This window comes from Dehalobacter sp., from assembly GCA_023667845.1.
Lineage (GTDB): Bacteria > Bacillota > Desulfitobacteriia > Desulfitobacteriales > Syntrophobotulaceae > Dehalobacter.
Genome location: JAMPIU010000182.1, coordinates 45940 through 68725, shown reverse-complemented (window position 1 = coordinate 68725; position 22786 = coordinate 45940). Strand labels below are relative to the sequence as shown.

The window sequence follows — 22786 nt, the reverse complement described above, 5'->3', positions numbered from 1 at the left end:
TACAATCATTAATTGGGGAGGGTTTCAGCAAATGAGTCAGGATAAGCATCGTTCCAAGACGGTGAAAATGGTCAATGTCACTTTTCAGAAGTCCGCCTGTCAAGGAGGCGAATGTGTCGGCACAGTTCCGTCCGGCAGTACTATCCTTCAGGCGGCAATCACTGCCGGCGTAGATCTTCATAGCGCCTGCGGCGGCAAAGGAACCTGCGGCAAATGCCGCGTCATCCTGCCCCTGGAAGACCGTACTGAACCGCTGCCGGAAGAAAAAAAATTCTTAAGCGCTGAACAAATTGACGCTGGTGTTGTCCTGGCCTGCAAACGAACTGTCGAATCCGACAGGCAGATCATCCTGATCGAACAAAAAGATGTCTTTGACCGCAAAACACGACTTGAAGATGACAACCGTGTCCGTGAACTTGCACCGCTGGTACACAAACATGCTGTACACGTGAGTGTTCCAAGCACTTCAGATCAGCGTTCCGATTGGGAACGTTTGGCTGCGGCACTTCCCGCATCGGCTGCTTCGCTGCGTTTTAACCGCGGGATTGCCGCCAAATTGCCCAGGATTCTGCGTGATGCTTCTTTCCAGGTTACGGCTGTTACTGCCGGAAATGACCTGCTGGCTGTCGAATCCGGAAATACGCTGGACCGGATCTTCGGCTTGGCCATTGACATTGGAACTACGACCGTGGTGGCTTATTTGATGAATTTAAACAACGGGAAAATTATTGCGCGTGAGGCAATAACCAATCCTCAGCAGGGCGCGGGAGCTGATGTCATTTCCAGAATCAACTATGCCTCGGATCACCCCGACGGCTTGGTTCAACTGCAGATACAGGTTGTCGAAGGTTTAAATCAGATCATCGCCAATATGTGCAGGCAGAAAGGCATTGCCCTCGAGGAGATTTACCAAGCTGTTGTCGTCGGCAATACCACAATGAGCCATTTATTCCTCGGTATTGACCCAACCTATCTGGGTCCTGCACCTTTTATCCCGGGCTTCCGCCAGGCGGTCACCGTCAAGGCTTCCGAGCTGGGACTCCGGATTCTAAGCGATGCACCAGTCACCGTCCTGCCGATTGTCGCGGGCTATGTCGGTTCCGATACGGTCGGTGTCATGCTTTCGGGGCAAATTGACCAATTGAAAGGCATTCATCTCTTTATCGATATCGGAACGAATGGGGAAATGGTTTTAGCTGGAAAGGGAAGGATTCTGACCTGTTCTACTGCAGCCGGTCCGGCCTTTGAAGGTGCCGGAATCAAATTTGGCATGCGGGCTGCCGACGGAGCAATCGAACGTGTTAAGATTACGGACAACGTGGAACTTGGGGTCATCGGCAAAGAAAACGAACCTGTACGCGGTATCTGCGGTTCCGGTTTGATTGATGCAATTTCCGAAATGCACAAAGCCGCGATTATCAATTCGCAGGGACGTATCATCGACCACGCAAGCGCCTCGAAGGAACTATCACCGGCACTTCGGGACAGAATCCTGAATGACAATGGGATTCGAGAGTTTGTCCTGGCCTGGAAAGAATCCGCCGCCGGGGAAAATATTACGATCACCCAAATGGATATCCGCGGACTTCAGCTGGCCAAAGGTGCCGTGCTCGCAGGGGTCCGGATCCTGATGATCCATCTCGGTGTCAAACCGGACGATCTTGAAATGATTCATTTGGCAGGCGCGTTTGGCAACTATATCGCCAAAGAAAGCGCCCTTGGCATTGGCCTCCTGCCGCAGGTCCCCGCCGAAAAAATCCAATCCATTGGCAACGCTGCAGGCAACGGCGCCCAGATGGCCCTGCTTTCGACCATTGAAATGAGCAGAGCAGATCGTCTCGCCCGGGATGCCGAACATATTGAGCTGTCCACCGAAGAGCTTTTCCAGGATGAATACATGGAATCTCTCGCTTTAGGACAGCGTTATTAATGAAAAACCATATACCTGTATATACACTTATTCACAATTGTGCGTAGTCTGTGGACAACTTTGTGGAAAAATATCCCTCCATGCGAACTGATTTATCATTCAACATCAATCATTGCAGATTGATCATTCCATATCAACAAGATTATCATCATTCAGGTCTTTTCTTTTGCCGCTGGCCAGATAGATGGTCCATTCACCCAGATTTGTCACATGGTCGGCTACCCTTTCTAGGGAAAGCGCAACGAGCAGCAGATTGATACCCTGTGAAATATTTTTTTGGTCTTTTTGCATTAAATGCAATAGATCTTCATAGACCAACCTGTATAGTTGGTCTACCTCTTTTTCTTTCACTGCCAGGCTTTGCGCCATTTTTAAATCTTTATTCGTATACGCAATGATACTGTCTCTGAGCATCTCCCGCGCCAGCTTTGCCATCTTAGGAATATCGACCAGCGGCTTCACCAAAGGCTCATCGCTTAATTTAATCGTTACTTCCGCGATATCGACAGCGTGGTCGGCGATGCGTTCGAGGTCGGTAACAATCTTCAGTGCGGTCCCGATGGTTCTCAAATCGCCGGCCATAGGCTGCTGCAGGGCTAGCATGGTTAAACATTTGTCTTCGATCTCAAGCTGAAAATTATCCACAATGTCATCATCCGCCAGGACCTTCTCTGCCAGTTTCAAGTCTCTTTCCTCAAGTGATTTCATTGCGGAGCTGATGACGTTTTCCACGAGATTACCCATCATGAGGACATCATGGCTCAGTTCTTCCAGCGATGTTGCAAATGAATTTCGGGTCATAATACGTTTCCTCCTTATCCGAATCTTCCGGTGACATAGTCCTCAGTCCTTTTGTCCAGAGGCTTGGTAAACAGTTCTTTCGTAACGCCGTATTCTATGACTTCCCCGTTCAGGAAAAATGCCGTGTAGTCTGAAATCCTGGCGGCCTGCTGCATGTTATGGGTAACGATAACGATGGTGTATTGTTCTTTAAGATCAAGGATCAGGTCTTCCAGCTTTGCCGTGGAAATCGGATCCAGAGCCGATGCCGGTTCGTCCATCAGCAGGACTTCAGGCTGCACAGCCAGTAAGCGCGCAATGACAAGACGCTGCTGCTGCCCGCCGGATAATTGGAGCCCTGAACGGTTCAGCCGGTCCTTAACTTCATCCCAGAGAGCTGCTTCCTTAAGGCTTTTCTCAACAATTTCACTCAGTTTCTGCTTATCTTTCAGGCCATGGGCCCGCGGTCCATAGGCGACATTGTCAAAGATTGACATTGGGAACGGATTCGGCTTTTGAAAGACCATTCCAATTCGTTTGCGGAGTGTCACCGGATCAATATCCGAGGTATAAATATCTTTATTGTCGAGATAAACATTTCCTTTGACGGTTGCTCCTTCGACCAGGTCATTCATACGGTTTAGCGTTTTCAGGAAGCTGGACTTGCCGCACCCTGAGGGTCCAATCAGCGCAGTAACCTGATTCGCAAGGATTGGTAAGCTTATTGCGTGTAAAGCGTGAAAGCTTCCATAATACAATTCCAGGTCTTTGGTTACCATTTTATTATTTGTTTCTGTTAAGTTAGCTAACATTGATTACCACCTCTCTCTGTCAGTGACTCTGGCCGTTTCGCCCTGCAAGCTTCCCCATAAGACTATTGGCCAGAAAATTTATGATAACGATCACGATAATGAGCACGGTAGCACTTGCATAGGCATTCTTGGTTGATATTCCCTCCGACGCTAAGATATAGAGATGAACGGAAAGTGTCCGGGTCGGTTCAAGTATTGAAGTCGGCAATCCTAAGGAACTGCCTGCGGTCAGGATGACTGCCGCTGTTTCTCCGATTGCCCTCCCAATCCCCAAGATAACACCGGTTGCAATTCCGGGAAGCGCCGAAGGCAAAACAACTTTTCGTATGGTATACCATTTGGTTGCGCCAAGCGCAAGACTGCCTTCACGGTATGAGTCCGGCACTGTTTTAATGCCTTCTTCAGCAGCTCTGATAATGGTCGGCAGCACCATAAAAGCCAGTGTCAGCGCACCTGATAGAATGGACCATCCCATCTTCAGGGTAATAACGAACAGGACAAAGCCAAATAAACCGAAGATAATTGAAGGTACAGCAGCCAGTGCTTCTGTGGCAAAACGGATGATTTGTACCAGTCGGCCCTTTTTTACGTATTCCGTCAGGTAGATGGCTGCACCAACTCCTATAGGTGTTGCCAGAACAATGCCTGCTACTGTCAAGTAGATGGTGCCGATAATGATGGAAAAAATTCCGCCTTCCTTGCCCATCCGTTTCGGTTCCTGGGTGATAAAATCCCAGCTTAGCCCGCTGATTCCGTTGATCAGAATATGCGCAATAATACTGAACAAAACCAGAAGCGTACAAATCGCAAACAACCAGAGTAATAATTTCGCTATTTTTTCTTCCAGTCGGGCTGATGCTTTCATTTTTGCCACCTGCCTTTTGCACCAAACTGTACGATCAGGTTTAAGATCATGATAAAGATAAACAGGATGATACCGGTGGCAAATAGCGCTTGTTGATGTTCCCCTGAGGCATATCCCATTTCCATCACGATATTTCCTGTGAGCGTACGGATCGGGTCAAATAAAGTTCCGGGTATACGCGTCACGTTGCCTGTGACCATGATGACGGCCATGGTTTCCCCGATTGCCCTTGACATGCCAAGGACGACCCCTGTGATGATGCCCGAGCGGGCTACAGGCAGCGATATCCATTTGATAGTCTGCCAGTAATTGGCCCCCAGCGCATAGGATCCGTCTTTATATTCGCTGGGAACCGCGCGCAGCGCAGTCTCGGAGAGATTCAGGATGGTAGGCAGGATCATGATGGCCAGAATCAGGGATCCTGCCAAAATGCTAAAACCTGTTCCGCCAAAATGGTTCCGGATTAAAGGAACGATGACTGCCAGTCCATAAAAACCGTAGACAACCGATGGAATCCCAGCCAGCAGTTCGATTGCAGGTCTTATCAGCTTAGCTGCTTTAGGCGGGGCAATCTCAGCCATAAAGATGGCTCCTGCGACCCCGAAGGGAATTCCCAGAACAAGCGCTCCCAAGGTTACAAGTATGGACCCGACCACCATTGGCAGGATCCCATAAATACCATGAGTCGGATCCCATGTTGTTCCGAGGACAAAATTGAAAAATCCTGTTTTCTGCAAAACAGGCCAACCCGAAATGATGACAAATACAGCGATCAGCGCAATGATAAAAATGGCAGCAACAGCACTGAGAAGGAGTATTTTTTCAACGATGATTTCACTTTTTTTAAGGTGAATGCTTTTCTGCATGGATTGGTCTCCTCCGATGATTTTCCTAGTTATACAATAGCAATTATTTGTTGAGAAGACTTTGCGGAATTGTAACGATTTTGTAAATGTACGATATGGAAATATACACATTAAATAATAAGAGCTGCCTTTATAATCAAGACATCTCTATTATTTACAATATATTTAATTTGGAAAAAACAGAAAAGCATCCAGGTTAAAAGCCAAAGTTTAACCTGATATCCGTAGACTTATGATTTTTTGGTCAGCATAAAATAGAATCGTGAGCCCCGCCCCAACGTACTCTCCACCTGTATCCTCGTGCCATGGGTCTCCAGAATATGTTTGACAATCGCCAATCCGAGCCCCGTCCCCCCTTGTTTACGATTCCTGCCTTTATCAACCCGGTAAAACCTTTCAAAAACCCGGGGTAAATCATGCTCCGGAATTCCAGGCCCGGAATCAATCACCTCAAACAGTATTCCGTCAGACTTTTGGGAAGCGACAATTTTGACCTTTTCCCCTATTGCGGAATATTTTATAGCGTTGTCCGTCAAATTTGTTAACACCTGCTCGATCATGCTGTAATCTCCCCAGGCATATGGCAACTTCTCTGGACAAACGACAGTAAGCTGGATTTGCCTGGCTTCAAGCTGGGGTCTTAACTTTACCTCCAGCGAATGCAGTAAAGCACTCACATCAATTTTCTGCCATTCGACCGGATCTGCCCCAGATTCAATTCTGGATAATTCCAGCAGGTCATCAACGAGCATCCGCAGCCGTTCTGATTCTGTCAAGATGATTCTGACAAATTCTCTGGCCGTCTCAGGGTCATCAAGCGCACCATCGAGCAGTGTTTCCGCATATCCTTTGAGTGAGGTGACAGGCGTTTTTAATTCATGAGATACATTGGCAACAAAATCCCTGCGCATTGTTTCCAGTTTTCGGAGATCCGTAATATCATGAAGCACCATGACGGCTCCGATGTTGGTATTTCCCTTTCCGAGAATTGGCGTAATATTGACTTCAATATTTTTTTCGTGCGGAGATAATATTAATAAATCATCCTTGGCGGCCTTGTGCGTTTTCAGTGCCGTGTCAATCAGTGTACTTAATTGGTAATTGTTGATAATCTCAATCTGATGCCGATTGACATTTTTGGGTTCGATCTCCAGAATCTTCAGGGCTGCCGGATTAATCAAATCGATCTTACCATCTTCTCTGAGAAAAATAACGCCACTGACCATATTCGCTAAGACCGTTTCAAGCTTACTTTTCCCGGTTGAGACTTCGTCAATCATTTCTTTCAGCTGCTGGGCCATTTGATTTAAAGCCTGCCCAAGTTTCCCGATCTCATCCTGACTGGTCGTGTAGGTACGCAGGCTGAAATCACCCCCAGCAATATTTTGAGCTGCGGCTGTCATTTTCTGAATTGGCTTTGTCAGACGCTGCGATAGCTTAAACCCTAAGATGCCGGCGATTACTGTAGCCATTAAGAGAGCTATGAACAGCATGCTCCACAGTTTGGATAGGGCCGTCGTAATTTCGGTCATCGGAAGCGCCAGGCGAACAAAGCCCTTAATTTCCCCGTCTTTCTCAACAGGCAGCGCCAGATACATCATTTGCGTATTAAGTGTTGTACTTTCTCTCTCCGCTATCCCGACACCTTCGCTGATCGCCTGGTGGATTTCGGGACGCCCGAGATGGTTCTCCATAAGCGTCGGCAGCTGCTCAGAATCACCCAGAACAACGCCATTCGCATCGATCACCGTAACCCTGGTGCTAGTAACGTTTGCAAGATCACCGGTAATTTTTTCAATATCCGAGACCATATTCAGCGAACCAAATTCATCGATAACCATTTCTCTGACCAATTTCGCCTCAACCAAAAGTTTGGCCTGCAGATTTTCAATAAAATAGTTATCGAGCACCTTGATAAGATAAACGCCTGATACAAGCATTGAAAGCAGTGCTAGTGCAATAAAGCCAACTGTGAATTTCATTTTCAGACTTTTCAACATCAGCCTCGCTCCTTAAACCTGTATCCGACCCCGCGAACCGTCTGGATATAAGACGGATTTTTAGGGTCGGGCTCAATTTTTTCTCGAAGCCTGCTGATATGAACATCAACAATCCTGGTATCACCCGCGAAATCATAGTTCCATACTCTGTCTAACAGCTGATCTCGGCTTACCACTTTTCCTCGATGGCGGATTAAATATTCCAGCAGTTCAAACTCCTTTGGCGTAAGCGGTACAATCTGATCATTCACGCTGATTTCACGGCCGGAGAAATCAACGGCCAGCCTGTCGATCAAAAAAGTCTCATGGTCAGGTGCTGCCTGAGTCGTTTGGGCCCGCCGCAATAAAGCGCGTACCCTGGCAACAAGCTCTCTCGGGCTGAATGGTTTTGTCAGATAATCATCCCCGCCAAGTTCCAGACCAAGAATTTTATCCAGCTCATCATCTCTCGCCGACAACATAATAACAGGGAGAGAACCGTCTTCTTTCCTGACTGCTTGGCAAATTTCATAGCCGTCCATTCCAGGAAGCATAATATCGAGAATAAGCAAATCTGGTTTTTCTGATCGAATTTTCCCCAGTGCTTCAAGTCCATCTTCTGAAACCTGAACTTCAAATCCTTCTTTTTGAAGATTATAACTGATCAGGCGGGCAATCGCTTCTTCATCTTCCACAACCAAGATTCTTTTCCTCATATCGTCCTCCTCGATAAATGCTTCGCATTAAAACGTTTCATCAATAAGAATAAGCCATATCTATTTCATATTATATAACAGCATAAAAGGTATTTCATCTCTATGAAAAGAACATGTATTCGTAACGGCGCAAAATGTCTGAATAAACGCTTCATCACTAAATGCAACTTTTGTTCTTTCCATCGGTGATCAATCCCCTATATTTAATCTTATTTGGCTAGCCCATTTTCATCAAAATATTTTTTAAGCGATATGAGCGATCGTGTAACCCGATGAGTGCTAATGGAGAAATCTTCGGGATAAACGTTTAACTGGGTCAGACAGGGTGAAATAATTACTCACCCTGTCTGACCCAAATTATCTTCATTTTATTGAGTATATGCTGCACTCTTTCTACGGATATAGCTGTTGCATTGGACGAATCTTGGGTCATTTCACCAATACAAGACCTTCTTTTTGAATGATGCTTTGTCCTTCATCCGACATGACAAAGTCAATATAGGTCTTCACTGCACCCGCAGGCGCTGCTTTGGTCAGATAGAGGAACGGACGCTGAATTTTGTACGATCCATTCAGGACATTCTCCGCATTGGCCTCAATACCTTCTACGGTTACTGCTTTCACCGTGTCATCAATGCTTGCCATCGAAATATAGGCAATCGCATTCACATCACCGGCTATAGAAGTTCTCGCAGCACCAGTGGAGTTCTGAACAATCGCTTTGTCACTGATCGGATTATCTTTGCCCATGACCAATTCTTCAAATGCACCACGTGTACCGGAACCTGCTTCTCTGGTAATCACATTGATCGTCTGGTTAGCTCCGCCAACTTCTTTCCAGTTGGTGATTTTGCCGCTATAAATCTTTTTAATCTGCTCGATGCTCAGATCTTTGACTACGTTTTTAGAATTGACTACGATAGCAACGCCATCCTTACAGATGACGGTTTCCGTCAGACCGGTCTCTTCAGGTTTCAGCTCGCGGGAAGAAGATCCGATATCCGCGGTGCCTTCCTGGGCAGCTTTGATTCCTGCTCCGGAACCGCCTCCCTGGACGTTAACTTTAATGTTCGGGTTTTTCGCCATGAATGCTTCTGTGAGTGCTTCAGAAATCGGCTGAACCGAGGTGGACCCTGCGATGGTAATTTCTGCGGACTCAGTCTGTGCCTGCTGTTGGTTGGATTGGGAAGTGCTGTCTTTGCTTCCGCAGCCGGTGAAAGCTAAAGCCAGAATACCTACCAATATAAGCGTAAACAGTTTTTTCATTTTCAATTCTTCCTCTCATTATTAATGTTTTCAGTATAAACTGATCTCCTCCAATGTTTTTGCTATATATACAATAACAATTTATTATTGCGTAGACTTTGCGTAATTGTAACGATTCTGTAAATATTGCATAAAAAAAATGCCTCCGATTTATTCTGAGTCATCTTACTATGTCCTATATTTATGTCCTATATTTATGTCTTATATTTATGTCTTATATTACTTCTCTCATTCTTTCCCGCTTTTTAGGGATTACCTTTACTGCCTGTCTGCCAGAATAATCCGAGGTTTTTCTCAATAGACTTGCTGTCTTTGATGTTTCTGCGCCGCATCCAGTGTTTTGGAAACAGCTTTATATATTTCTTGTTGCTGTACCGCTCGTCAATAAGCAAAACGGCACCGATATCGTTTTCGCTGCGAATCACCCTGCCGGCAGCCTGCATCACCTTGTTCATTCCGGGATACATATACGCATATTCATAGCCGAGACCGTTTTTGCTGTTAAAGTAATCCCGAATGATATTCTGCTGAACACTTAGCTGGGGCAGTCCCACGCTTACAATCGCCGTACCAATCAGCCTGCTTCCCTTCAGATCAATGCCTTCGGAGAATATTCCGCCGAGCACGCAGAAAGCTACATAGGTTTTCTCAGGATTCTCTTTGAAACTTAGCAGGAAACGTTCCCGTTCTTCTTCAGCCATTGAAGCTTCCTGGGCCACAGCGGTGATATCGGGACAGGCCGAAGCAAACTCGGCAAAAATATCGTTCATATATTTATACGATGGAAAATAAACAATGTAATTCCCCGTTTTCTGGGCGACAAAGGAACCAATCATCCGGGTAATCTGGTGAGCGCTTTGTTCTCTTTCTTTATACTTGGTCGAAACAGAGTCAGCCGTCAGCACGCAAAGCTTTCGATAATCAAATGGAGAATCGAGAGAGAGAATATGGTCTGCTTCACCTCCGCCAAGTACCTCCCGGAAATATTCCAGCGGAGACAGCGTCGCTGAAAACATCACCGCCGAACTGCCTCTTTTAAGCGCCTCTCCCAGCAAAAACGATGGATCAAGGCAGAAAAGCTTCACGGTTACCTCATCCCGCTTGGTTTCCACAAAAGTAACGTATCTTTCATCGTAAAATTCAGCGATTGCTGTAAAACCCAGCACATCAAAATAGAGCTGAAGAAAAGCACTATCCTCGCTTAAGCTTCTGTTTTCCTTAAGCATCAATTCACAAGTTCCGGTGTATTGCTGAAGAAGGCTCAGGAAATCCGCAGGCATTTCCGTCGTAATCAAATAGCCCTGCTCCCCGCATTGATGACGCAGGTCAATCATCTTTTTATTGATGCGGTTCAGGATTTTATCCAACGCTTTATTTCTACCCTTATACGCTTTTTTCACCTGGTAAAAAGCAGTTTTGTCAAGCTTTGCTGAGAACATTTCCCGCGCTCTGTCCACAAGGTTGTGGGCTTCATCGATCAGAAACACATAATCGCCGCTGTTGTCTGCAAAAAAGCGTCTGAGATGTGCTCTCGGATCAAAAACATAGTTGTAGTCACAAATGACGCAGTCCGCCAAAAGCGAAAGATCCAGGGAAAGTTCAAACGGACAGACTGTATGCTTCTGGGCGTATTTCTCGATTACACTTCTGGACAAATCATCAGACTCTTTGATCGCATCTAAAATGGCTGCATTAATTCGGTCGTAATGTCCTTTGGCATATTTACAATACTCGGGATGGCAGACCGACTTTTCACAAAAGCAAATTTTTTCTTTAGCAGTCAGCGTCAAGGTCTTCATTTTCAGACCGCCTTGGCGCATTCTTTCGAATGCCTCTTCCGCAACCTGACGCGTTATCGTTTTGGCCGTCAAATAGAATAGTTTAGAGGTTTTCGCCTCCCCCATCGCTTTGATGGCTGGAAACAGCACCGAGATAGTTTTTCCGGTTCCTGTCGGGGCCTGCACAAACAGTTTCTTTCGGCCGGCTATGGCCCGGTAGGCCTGTACAGCCAGCTCCCGCTGCCCCTGCCGGTAGGCCGGGAAAGGAAACTGAAGCGCCTTGATCGAGGGGTCCCGAATCTCTGCCCATTCGGCAGAAAAGCTTGCCCATACCGAATACTTTTGAATAAGACTGCCGATAAATTCCGTCAGTTCATTGATTGCAAAAAAATTAAGCCATTGTTTGGTTTCATTGGTCTCCAGATTGAAATACGTCAGTTGAACGGCGGCTTCTGTCAGAGCGTTCTGGACAGCGTAAATATACGCATAGCACTTAGCCTGCGCCCAATGAGCGCCGCTGAAATCCTTGTTAATAGAATCCAATGGCAGCACCGTGGTTTTTATTTCTTCAATAACGGTCCGGCCTTCACAGCTGAAAATGCCGTCAGCACGTCCCTCCAACGTATAATCAATGCCATTGTAACAATATGCTTCAGAAAGCGAAACTTCGCTTCGATAGTCCTCATAGGTTTCACGGTTCCTCTTCTGCAGGATCCGATGCGCTTTAGCCCCTTCCGCCATCCTGTCCTTGGAAGCATACCTGCTGTCAATGTCCCCGCAGCGCATTATTAATTCAACCAGCTGTCTGATCGGAAGCTTAATCATGGTTTCAGTCCATTCTCCCAGAAATAGGTGCGAATCCTATTTATTCATACTTAAAAACGGCAAACTTAATCTTGATCCCCTGACCTGTAAATTTTGTTTCGTATTCGGTCATGATATTTTCTTCAAAACCACTTTGATGCAAATCATATGTCCGGTATAATTCCTGAAAACCGGTCTCCTGAAAATACTGCAGGCTATCTTCAAAAAGTGGTTCATCGTCCGTTTTGAACCAAACCTCCGATCCTTTCTTTACAAAGGTCTGGTACTTCCTTAGAAAGTTCGGATGTGTCAGTCTGCGCTTATGGTGTCGCTTGCTGGGCCATGGATTACAGAAATTGATATAGATTTTATCAATTTCATCCTGTCCGAAAATACTGTCGGTATCTTCAATACGCATGGAAACCAGCCTGACGTTAGGCAGCTTGCTTTGATTAAGTTTCCTTAACACACAAACCAGCACTTCCGGGTAGGAATCAATTGCAATATAATTGATATTTTCAGTTTTGCCTGCAAGTGATGCGATAAAATCCCCCCGGCCGCAGCCCAGTTCTAAATGAACCGGATCATTATTGTCGAATACTTCATTCCACTTCCCTTTGCATTCCGCAGGGGCTAAAATGGTCTTGGTGTCTTTCTCTAGTTCGAGCTTTGCGCTCCGTTTTCTCCTAAGCCGCAATTATACACTGTCTCCTTCCAATGCTTATCAATCGAATAGAGGTCTTACCGTTCCTGCATTACCCTATAATCCTTATCAATAAGGGGACTTTCATAGGCCGGTCTGATGATTTTGTCTGCATTGACCAATTCTTCCAAACGGTGGGCACTCCACCCGACAATTCTGGCCATCGCAAACAACGGCGTATACAGTTCCAGCGGAATATCCAGCATACTGTAAACAAAGCCGCTGTAAAAATCCACATTGGCACTGACACCTTTATAGATTTTCCGTTCCTCAGCGATGACCTGAGGAGCGAGTCTCTCAATCATCGCATATAATTCAAAATCACTTCTTCGGTCTCTGTCATCCGCCAGCTTCTCGACAAAGCCTTTGAAGATTTGGGCCCTTGGGTCGGAAATCGAATAAACAGCATGTCCCATCCCATAAATGAGACCTCTCCGGTCAAACGCTTCCTTCTTCAAAATCTTCGTTAAGTAGCTTTTGACCTCTTCTTCATCCTTAGGGTTGGCAACGTGGGATTTGATATCAGCCACCATCTCGACAACCTTAATATTTGCTCCGCCATGTTTTGGCCCTTTCAGAGAGGATAAGGCCGCCGCAATGACGGAATACGTATCCGAACCGGAAGAAGAAACGACTCTGGTCGTAAACGTGGAATTATTTCCCCCGCCGTGTTCCATATGCAGTACAAGGGCAATATCCAGCACCTTGGCTTCAAGTTCCGTAAATTGTTTATCCGGTCTTAACATTTTCAGGATATTTTGAGCTGTGGAGAGCTGATCATCAGGTCTGTGGATATAAAAGCTTTCGTTGCATTCATAATGATTGTAGGCATGATACCCGTACACGCACAGCATCGGAAAAATGCTGATCAGCATCAGACATTGCCGCAAAACATTATCTAAAGACACATCGTCTATGGTCTCATCATAGGATGCCAGGGTAAGAACACTCTTTGTTAGAGAATTCATGATGTCTCTGCTCGGTGCTTTCATAATGACATCACGCACAAAATTTTTAGGAAGATTTCTGCTTTCCACTAAAATGTCTTTAAAGTGGGCTAATTGTTCTTCATTAGGCAGTGATCCAAACAGAAGCAGATAAGTTATTTCTTCAAAGCCATATTGCTGATTATGTGCAAATCCTTTGACCAAATCAGTGATATTGTATCCCCGGTAAAGAAGTTTTCCGTCACAGGGAATCCGCTTTCCATCAATTTCGTCATGAGACTTGATTAAAGAGATATTGGTTAACCCGGCAAGTACCCCTTCCCCGTTCTTATCTCTTAAGCCGCGTTTTACGCCATACTCATTATAGAGGCTTGGATCAATCCAGCTGTTTTCCTGACAGATCTTGCTGTACTTATGTGTAAAAGAATCAATTGTTTCCTTTTTATTGCACGCCATTTTCTCCTCCGATTCTTGGTTAATCCTGTTTCATTTACCCTATTTGATTGATTATCCTTAAAACATGATATTGCCGTTTTTTCAAACAACTTTATTATACTATCCGAGTTGTTTGTTGTAAATATCATTTATATTACCCTAACAAGAAGGCCAACAAAGAAAGAACTCCCTCTCTTCGTCGGCCTTACATCATTTTTGATTCACACGGATAACTATTATCTTAAACCCAGGACCTGGTTTATAATATTGATTACCTTGTCTTCCTCAAAAGGTTTAATAATGTAATTCTTGGCGCCCAATTTAATTGCCTCGAAGACCCTGTCTTTTTGGTTAATTGCGCTTATCATGACCACCCTGGCATCAGGGTACCTGCCGAGCAATTTACCAAGTGCCTCGATGCCGTCTGACAGAGGCATCGTAATATCCATTGTCACAATATCCGGATGCAAATTTCCATATTCAGCCAGAGCCTGCATGCCATTGAGCGCTTCGCCTATGACTTCATGACCGCCTCTCCCCATGATAGCAGCTAAATTTCTCCTCATAATTGCAGAGTCATCAACGATTAATACCTTAGCCATTTTTCCTCCTCAGTCGTAACTATGAGTGCCGGTTCCAATTGGCAGCAGAAAATTGAATTCTGTTCCAGTGTCAGGATTTGTAACAATATCCAAATGACCGCCTATTTTTTCAAGTTCTTGTTTAACGATCGCCATGCCGATGCCGCGTCCCGAAATCATCGATGCACTGTCTTTGCTGGAAAGCCCGTCTTCAAAAATAAGTGGGATAATATCTTTATCGTCCAGCTCTGCCAGTTGTTCTGCGGTAAATACCCCAAGCTCAAGCGCTTTTTGTTTGATTCCTTCCAAGTCTAAGCCTTTGCCATCATCAGCGATCTTTAATAATATTTGATCTTGAACTAATTTCATTTCGCAGACAACGCGGCCCTTTTCTTCTTTTCCGGCTTTGATTCTGTCTTCCCTGTTTTCAATGCCATGATCTACGCAGTTCGCAAAAATATGAATCAGTGATTTGGTAAAGGCCTGGTACCTTTTTGTATCTACAGGGAACTCTCCGCCTTCTAGTTCAAGAGGATACAACGATTTCTCCAAGCCCTGAGCTAAGCCTTCTACAGTATTCGGGTAAGCAGCTAAAAGCTCTTTGAACGAGCGGTAACGCAATTGCCTGATTTTGGTAATCAGAATATTGGCCTCCTGCGATGGAATAAGCATCGCTATTTGATCTTCCAATTCAAGCAGTTTTTCTTCCGGGATCTCGATGATTTTATCTCTGACAATAAAATTCTCCCCTAAGGTTGACTGCAGAATACGCAAACCTTCATTCAGAACATGTTCAAGATTCAAATTTTGCAGGAGCATACCTAAACCAGTACTGGTTGCTGAATCCCTTTGTTCAAAAGATTTGATCTCTTCTTCAAGATGGTGAAGAGAACGAACCATATGTATCATCTCAAACTGGCCAAATTCCCCTTTAAAGGTATGAATCCTTCGTTTGACATCGACAATTACCCGCTGAAGCGGTTCTTTGCAAGTAACCAGCTGCGGTACGGTCATCTGGCAAAAACGCTGGTAATCTGAAATAAGTTCCAAAAGGTCATTACGGCTGATAACAGCCTTAACAATCATTTTAAGTGTTTTCCGTTCATTTTCCATTTGTTCCTGCAAAGCACGTTTCTCCGTAGCATCCGTTAAGATAACCATCAAAGCTTGTGTTTCTTCCTGACGCTTATCCGCGATAAACTTGTATTCGATTTTTATATAGTAGTTATTCAGGAAAATTGCATCCGGCAGAAAAGAAAGGAATACCTCCCTGCGCACCGGGTCATTCTCCTGAAAACATTCCAGAAGAACTTTGTTCACAAAGTCTCTTTGTTCCTGATCCTTCGGATAAATTAAGTCCGGGAAGTTACGTTTATCTAAGTCAGGACCCAATAATCTCTGGCATTCAATGCTGTATTCAGGTTCAATACACAGGTCTGATCCAAAAGACAGGAAGCCCTGCCCGGCATTATTGAGTAAATTTTTCACAGACTGCATACTTTGTTTAAGATTTTTTTCGACGACGCGCCGTCTTCGTATTTCTTCACTGAGCGTGACGTAAATAAGCAAGCCGAAGAGAACGACCATGGCTGCTGTATAAAGAATGATCTGCCCGACGCGTTTGGCCAGTTCCTGATAAATATATTGGATATCTACATCTGTTCCGACTGCGCCTATGACCTGACCGTCGGCATTGACCAATGGTGCATAGCCGGTAATCAAAGTACCCCAAAGCGTTGAAGTCTGAGCTCTCGTGTGAAAAGCTTTGGTATGCGTATGTGCTGCCGGTGTAGACAGTTCATCGGTCTCACCTAAAGAATCCTTCTCCGAATCGAAAATGTATTCAATTTGGCTGGGTGATATTTGATGTTCGACATAAACATACTTCACTCCGGTTTCAGCTTGAATACGCTGAAAATATGCCTGCATCTCTCTAAAATAATCATTAGGCTCTTTCTCCGCAAGTAACTTTTCATATTCAGTAATATTAATACTGTCAGCGACAACCCGAGAAATGGTCATCGCGTTGATGCCGATATCATCAAGGGTCTTATTATACCAGGACCTGATCAAGAGAATTTGAATTAATACCAGCAAAGCAAGAATAAGAACGTTAACCGTTCTTGCCAGCCTACTCCGATTATTTTCCAATTAATATCCCTACTTATAAAAATTGTTTCTGGGAAAATTCTACATAAATCTACAAAATACCTTTTTCCATTATATCAAATAAAAAAGCAGACTTAAACTGTCTACTTTTTTCGCAATATTTCGTATTTCCGCTAAGTGGAATCTTTTATTTGTCGTTCGCTCACTATACTATTCTTAGAGCTGATTACTGCAGTTTAAGACATTAGCAATCTTATGCTTAACCATATTTTTGATGGCTTCTCTAGCCGGTTTTAGATACTGACGGGGGTCAAAATCAGCAGGACTATTCGCCAAATACTCGCGGATTGAAGCCGTCATGGCAAGGCGCAGATCGGTATCAATATTTATTTTGCAGACTCCCATGGTCCCAGCCTTGTGAAGCATATCTTCGGGGACACCCTGCGCTCCCTTGATATCTCCTCCATATTCGTTGCATTTTGCCACAAATTCCGGCAGTACCGTGGACGCGCCGTGTAAAACTAATGGGAAGCCAGGAAGCAGAGAGGCTATCTTTTCAAGACGCTCGAAATCAAGCATCGCTTCTCCCTTGAACTTATACGCTCCGTGACTGGTGCCAATCGCAACAGCCAGGGAATCACAACCAGTTTTATGAACAAATTCGGCAGCCTGCTCCGGATCCGTATAGCTGCTGTCCTTAACGCTGACATTTACTGCATCTTCAATGCCGGCAAGTCTGCCTAATTCGGCTTCCACGACGACGCCTTTGGCATGGGCGTACTCTACAACCTTTTTGGTAACGGCAATATTTTCGGCAAAAGACAGCTTAGAACCATCGATCATCACCGAAGTGAAGCCGCCGTCAACACAGGCCTTACAAATCTCAAAGTCTTCCCCGTGATCCAAATGCAGGCAGATCGGCAAGCCGGTATCCTCCACTGCAGCCTCTACCAGCTTCATTAAGTAAATATGTTTGGCATATTTCCGGGCACCCGCAGAAACCTGTAAAATCAAAGGTGCATTTTCTTCCTTCGCCGCATCAACAATTCCCTGAATAATTTCCATATTGTTAACGTTAAATGCTCCGACAGCACATTTCCCATAGACTTTTTTAAACATTTCAGCAGAAGTTACCAGTGGCATATTAATTCCCTCCAGATATTTTTTATATGTATGCTTTTGCATAGTATTACCCAGTTGAAAATTATTTTTACCGTTTTAGTGACGGCTTAAGTTTATATTAATTGCCTGCAAACTTCAATAGTCCTTATAAACTTACTTATTCATTCGACATCATTTACCTACATTTTCATTATATCGATATGTCATACCATGCTTAAAGGTATCGTTCCCAATGATCGGCATATTGAATTTGATCCAAAACAGCCGGCACTCATCGTCTGAATATGTGTTTAGATGCTTTTGATTTTTTCGAATAATCCATTTTGACAGATTCCCTTTTGACATCTCTTGACACTGTTTTGCTTGATCAATTATAGTATGTTTGAATGTAGAAAGTTATGTTCTGTTTTTCTTGTGCTGTTCAGTCAGACATCCATAAGGAGAATGCTCAAGGAGGACCTGCAAATACCATGAAGAAACATGATATTATCCTAGTTGGCATCATAATCTTACTCGTGCTCATCGGTTTAGGCAGTATAAAATTCCATCAATCCCAAAATGAAAAAGACCTCAGGTTTGCCGAAATCACACAGAATAACGTGCTTATCGAACGTATTGATTTAAATGCGGTCCAGGAACCGCGGGAAATTACCCTTCCGGGCAAGTACCACGAGATTGTTCTGGTAGAAAAAGGCCGCATCAGATTTAAAGAAACCAACTGTCCCGACCAGATTTGTGTCCGGACAGGCTGGCTGGAAAACCCAGGGGATTATGCTGTTTGTCTGCCCAATAAAGCCATTGTCAATATTACCGAGATTAAGAAATAGACTTGTGTTCATTTACCAAAATAAATGCTGCAACAAAACAGGGCGCTTCATTTCATAGAGGCGTCTTTTCTCTTTCTAGGGTATTGCAGACAGAGAGGGCGCATCGAAACTATAGTCGTTGCGCCTACATGATTTGGATCGGAACTATTAATTGAAATAACGGATGCCGCCCTCAAAAATGGGCTGGTATTTGTTGCCGGGAACGTTTACAGCAACACCGGTTCCGGTCCGTTCGGAATGCGCCATTTTACCCAATACCCGTCCGTCAGGACTGGTGATCCCTTCGATGGCTTCAAAGGAACCATTCGGATTATCCTTGATATCGTTACTTACCGTTCCATTCAGATCGACATATTGGGTAGCGATCTGCCCATTCTGAATGAGCTTGCTGATGACTTCCTGACTCGCGACAAATCTTCCTTCGCCGTGTGAAACTGCAATCGTGTGAATCTCTCCCAATTCAACACCGCTAAACCAGGGGGAAAGTGTGGAAACAACCTTGGTCCGGGCCATGCAGGAAACGTGGCGTCCGATCTTGTTATAGGTCAACGTAGGATCTTCTGCGTTTATTTCTTTGATTTCCCCGTAGGGGACAAGTCCCAGCTTGATCAAAGCCTGGAAGCCGTTGCATATTCCGAGCATCAGACCGTCCCGCTGTTTCAGAAGGTTCATGACGGCATCTTTGATGCGTGGGTTGTTAAACAAGGTGGCAATAAATTTGCCCGATCCGTCCGGTTCGTCTCCAGCGCTAAAACCGCCTGAAAGCATGATGATCTGGGAGTTATCGATGATTTTCACCATTTCTTTGATCGAGCTTTCAATATCTGCAGGGCTGAGATTTCGAATGACCATGGTTTCGACCAGACCACCGGCTTTCGTGAAAGCTTTGGCAGAATCATATTCACAGTTTGTCCCCGGAAAAACAGGGATAAATACCCGTGGTTTTGCTGCTTTAATCGCCGGTCTAAAAGTGCTGCGCTTGTCAAAACTGACTGCCCGAGGTTTTTCGGTATTTTCGTCATTCTCAACCTTGCTTGGAAAGATTTTTTCCAGCGGCATTTCCCATTGGCCCAGCATATCCGTCAACAGCAATTCAACTCCGTTGACAGCGATTACTGGTTTTTCCTGCGTGCATCCGAGCAATTCGTATTCGACACTGCTAAACAGAGCAGGCAGATCAGCCTTGTCATCCAATTCCAACAGAATCGAACCATAATCTGTCCGAAACAGGTCTGAAGACTCTATTTGTTTGCTGAAATGAAAACCAATCATATTGCCGAAAGCCATCTCGCTGACAGCACCGGCAATCCCGCCTATTCTGACCGAACGCGATGAGAGCACACAGCCTGACTGAATCAAGTCCGAGACTTTTACAAAGTTTTTCGCCGCCATGGTAAAGTCAGGGATTTCCTGTTCGTCCCTGGCCAGTTTCAGCAGGATAACGTTGCTTCCGGCCTGTTTGAATTCCTGAGATACAACTTTGCGGGCATCTGCCGTACAAACGGCAAATGCGACCAGGGTGGGCGGGACATTCAGCTCCATAAAGCTGCCCGACATACTGTCTTTTCCGCCTATAGCGGGAATACCCAGCTGCTTTTGAGCATAATAAGCGCCCAATAAAGCACTGAAAGGTTGCCCCCATTTGCCGGCGTCGTTGAGTTTGCCAAAATACTCCTGTAAGGTAAGGCGTATCTTGCGGTAATCTCCGCCTATCGCCACCGCTTTCGTAACGGCATCCAGCACCGCATATAAAGCCCCGTGAAACGGGCTCCATTTGGCTAGTTGCGGGTTATAGCCATACGTCATGATCGTAGCTGTCGTCGTATCACCTTCAAGTACCGGCAGTTTGGCGACCATGCCTTCAGCCGGAGTCAGCTGGTATTTTCCGCCTAACGGCATGAGTACCGATGCCGCGCCGATCGTACTGTCAAATCTCTCGATCAGTCCCTTTTTACTGCAGACATTCAAATCGCCTAAATTAGCATTCCAGGCTTTACGTAAATCCGGCAGTTCCCGGGCCACTGGGCTGGGGATAGCGTTAAAGTAATTTTGCGTTTCCAGCGGTGCTGCCACTTCAACCTTCGTCTTTTGTTTGACCCCGTTGGTATTCAGAAAGTCACGGCTGAGATCTAAGATCGTCTTGCTCCGCCAGGACATTTTAAGCCGATGATCGCCAGTTACCCGGGCAATAATGGTTGCTTCAAGATTTTCTTCGGTTGCCAGACATTTGAATTTGTCCCAATCCTCAGCTGCCAGGACGACAGCCATGCGTTCCTGGGATTCGGAAATCGCCAGTTCTGTCCCATCCAGACTTTCGTATTTTTTTGGCACGGCATCCAGACAGATATCAAGGCCGTCAGTCAGTTCCCCCACGGCAACAGAGACACCACCGGCGCCAAAATCGTTGCATTTTTTAATAAGCGTACTGGCCTCCGGATTGCGGAACAGCCGCTGAATCTTTCTTTCATTCGGCGGATTGCCCTTCTGGACTTCGGCACCGCAGCTGATCAACGATTCCAACGTATGTTCTTTGGAAGAACCCGTCGCTCCGCCGCAGCCATCCCGGCCTGTCCTGCCGCCAACCAGTACAATCACGTCACCCTCTTCAGGCGGTTTGCGAATGATATTTTTTCTGGGGGCAGCACCGATGACCGCACCGATCTCCATTCTTTTAGCGATAAAGCCTTCGTCATAGACTTCGGCAACTTGACCTGTCGCCAGTCCGATTTGATTGCCGTAAGAACTATATCCGGCTGCAGCAACGGTGGTAATCTTTCTTTGAGGCAGTTTACCGGATAAAGTATCTTCGACCTTTACCCGCGGATCGCCGCTGCCGGTGACCCGCATCGCCTGATAGACATAGGTCCGGCCTGACAATGGGTCTCGGATCGCACCGCCCAGACAGGTGGCAGCACCGCCAAACGGTTCGATTTCTGTCGGGTGATTATGCGTTTCGTTTTTAAACATCACCAGCCATTCTTCTTCCTGGCCGTTCACCTCGGCAGTCACAACAATACTGCAGGCATTGATTTCATCAGATTCATCGAGATCATTAAGCAGGCCTGCCATTTTGAGCTCTTTCATCCCCATTGTAGCGATATCCATCAGACAAATGTCCTTAGTGGGCAGCTTGTCCTGATATACCTTAGCCCTGGAAGCCCTATAGCAATCGAAAGCCGTTTTGATAGGCCCGGAAAAATTTCCATCCTTGATATCGACTTCTTCAATTTCAGTCTGAAATGTCGTGTGCCGGCAGTGATCGGACCAGTAAGTGTCAATCGTTTTAATTTCGGTCATGGTCGGGTTTCTTTTTTCCGTATCCCGGAAATAGGACTGACAGAACAGCAAGTCTTCGACACTCATGGCGAGATTCATGCGCTGCTGCATCACAGTGATTTCTTCCGGTGTTTTAGTGATAAATTCTTCCAAAATTTCTACGTCAGCCGGTTCTGCTGCTTCAAATTCCAGACTCTGCGGTTTTTCCAGCGAAGCTTCCCGCGATTCGACCGGGTTGATGCAGTATTGTTTGATTCTTGCAAAGTCCTGATCAGATAGTTTTCCTTCCAGGATAATCACTTTGGCTGAAGCAATCAGCGGACGCTCTTTCTGGGTCAGCATCTGGATACATTGGGCTGCCGAATCCGCCCGTTGATCATACTGGCCCGGCAGATACTCCATCGCAAAAACCCTGTCCCCTGACGAGATGTCCAGCGTTTCCTCGTAAAGGATATCCAAGGGAAGTTCGGCAAAAATAATTGTACGAGATTTCTCATATTTTTCATCGGTAATCCCGGAAATATCATAGCGGTTGATCGTTCTGACCCCCTGCAGTCCTGCAATGCTTAAATTATCCCGAAGATCTGCAAAAAGTCCCTGAGCTTCGATATTGAACCCCTGTTTTTTCTCGACATACAATCTTTTTACAGCTTGTAACAAAATATAGTACCTCCATTTCTGGTGTGCAACATAATTCTAACTTCTGTCTTGTACATTTTACGCTCATGCAGACCATATCACAATACCTGTTTTATTGGTAGGCCCACTGCGTCGATTTTGTGATCCGCAGCACAAATACCGAATGGCTGCGCATATTGAGTCGAATATATTCGTTAAGTATTAGTATAATTCGAAAAGACTGGCCGTCAAGGGAAAACAGAATGTTCTGCAGTTATAAAGTTACCTATTCAAAATAGTTCTTTTACATGTATTTTATAGTAGAATTGACTAAGACAGCGGCCAATACCATGGCAGCTTAATCTGGAGGTG

The 22786-nt window shown here is 45.3% G+C and carries 16 protein-coding genes; 2 read left to right on the top strand and 14 right to left on the bottom strand.

What is annotated here, in order from left to right:
• The first annotated feature begins 31 nt into the window (after positions 1-31).
• The gene (locus tag NC238_15435) at positions 32-1930 is read left to right on the top strand and encodes an ASKHA domain-containing protein (GenBank protein MCM1567299.1); all 1899 of its coding nucleotides are present in this window, start codon (positions 32-34) and stop codon (positions 1928-1930) included.
• A 123-nt stretch (positions 1931-2053) separates the two neighbouring features.
• On the opposite strand, the gene phoU is transcribed toward NC238_15435, so the two are convergent.
• The 13 genes from phoU to fba form a co-directional block, all read right to left on the bottom strand.
• Complete coding sequence (gene phoU / locus NC238_15430; protein ID MCM1567298.1) at positions 2054-2731, bottom strand: phosphate signaling complex protein PhoU; 678 nt, start codon at positions 2729-2731, stop codon at positions 2054-2056.
• Positions 2732-2745: 14 nt separating this feature from the next.
• Positions 2746-3522, bottom strand: coding sequence for a phosphate ABC transporter ATP-binding protein PstB (pstB, locus tag NC238_15425; GenBank protein MCM1567297.1), 777 nt, complete (start codon positions 3520-3522; stop codon positions 2746-2748).
• Between the two features lie 19 nt (positions 3523-3541).
• Positions 3542-4387, bottom strand: coding sequence for a phosphate ABC transporter permease PstA (pstA, locus tag NC238_15420; protein MCM1567296.1), 846 nt, complete (start codon positions 4385-4387; stop codon positions 3542-3544).
• The gene (gene pstC, locus NC238_15415; protein ID MCM1567295.1) at positions 4384-5253 is read right to left on the bottom strand and encodes a phosphate ABC transporter permease subunit PstC; all 870 of its coding nucleotides are present in this window, start codon (positions 5251-5253) and stop codon (positions 4384-4386) included. The genes pstA and pstC overlap by 4 nt, the downstream gene beginning before the upstream one ends.
• 230 nt (positions 5254-5483) lie before the next feature.
• Positions 5484-7253 carry a cell wall metabolism sensor histidine kinase WalK gene (locus tag NC238_15410; protein MCM1567294.1) on the bottom strand — a complete coding sequence of 590 codons (1770 nt, stop codon included), beginning with the start codon at positions 7251-7253 and terminating at the stop codon, positions 5484-5486.
• Positions 7253-7948 carry a response regulator transcription factor gene (locus tag NC238_15405; protein MCM1567293.1) on the bottom strand — a complete coding sequence of 232 codons (696 nt, stop codon included), beginning with the start codon at positions 7946-7948 and terminating at the stop codon, positions 7253-7255. The genes NC238_15410 and NC238_15405 overlap by 1 nt, the downstream gene beginning before the upstream one ends.
• 429 nt (positions 7949-8377) lie before the next feature.
• Positions 8378-9214: a phosphate ABC transporter substrate-binding protein gene (locus tag NC238_15400; protein ID MCM1567292.1), complete on the bottom strand. Its 837-nt coding sequence runs from the start codon at positions 9212-9214 to the stop codon at positions 8378-8380.
• A gap of 245 nt (positions 9215-9459) precedes the next feature.
• A complete protein-coding gene (locus NC238_15395) occupies positions 9460-11817 on the bottom strand; it encodes an ATP-dependent DNA helicase (GenBank protein MCM1567291.1) in 2358 nt (785 codons plus the stop codon).
• A 40-nt stretch (positions 11818-11857) separates the two neighbouring features.
• Positions 11858-12493 carry a tRNA (guanosine(46)-N7)-methyltransferase TrmB gene (gene trmB, locus NC238_15390; GenBank protein ID MCM1567290.1) on the bottom strand — a complete coding sequence of 212 codons (636 nt, stop codon included), beginning with the start codon at positions 12491-12493 and terminating at the stop codon, positions 11858-11860.
• 44 nt (positions 12494-12537) lie between these two features.
• Positions 12538-13902, bottom strand: a complete 1365-nt coding sequence (locus NC238_15385) for a citrate/2-methylcitrate synthase (protein ID MCM1567289.1) — start codon at positions 13900-13902, stop codon at positions 12538-12540.
• A gap of 215 nt (positions 13903-14117) precedes the next feature.
• Complete coding sequence (locus tag NC238_15380; protein MCM1567288.1) at positions 14118-14483, bottom strand: response regulator; 366 nt, start codon at positions 14481-14483, stop codon at positions 14118-14120.
• 9 nt (positions 14484-14492) lie between these two features.
• Positions 14493-16613 (bottom strand): ATP-binding protein, encoded by a 2121-nt coding sequence (locus NC238_15375; GenBank protein ID MCM1567287.1) that lies wholly within the window; start codon positions 16611-16613, stop codon positions 14493-14495.
• Between the two features lie 174 nt (positions 16614-16787).
• Positions 16788-17714: a class II fructose-1,6-bisphosphate aldolase gene (gene fba / locus NC238_15370; protein MCM1567286.1), complete on the bottom strand. Its 927-nt coding sequence runs from the start codon at positions 17712-17714 to the stop codon at positions 16788-16790.
• Between the two features lie 449 nt (positions 17715-18163).
• On the opposite strand from fba, the gene NC238_15365 reads away from it, so the two are divergent.
• Positions 18164-18520 carry a NusG domain II-containing protein gene (locus NC238_15365; protein ID MCM1567285.1) on the top strand — a complete coding sequence of 119 codons (357 nt, stop codon included), beginning with the start codon at positions 18164-18166 and terminating at the stop codon, positions 18518-18520.
• A gap of 147 nt (positions 18521-18667) precedes the next feature.
• Here NC238_15365 and NC238_15360 read toward each other — a convergent pair whose 3' ends face one another.
• The gene (locus NC238_15360) at positions 18668-22456 is read right to left on the bottom strand and encodes a phosphoribosylformylglycinamidine synthase (protein ID MCM1567284.1); all 3789 of its coding nucleotides are present in this window, start codon (positions 22454-22456) and stop codon (positions 18668-18670) included.
• Positions 22457-22786 lie beyond the last annotated feature (330 nt).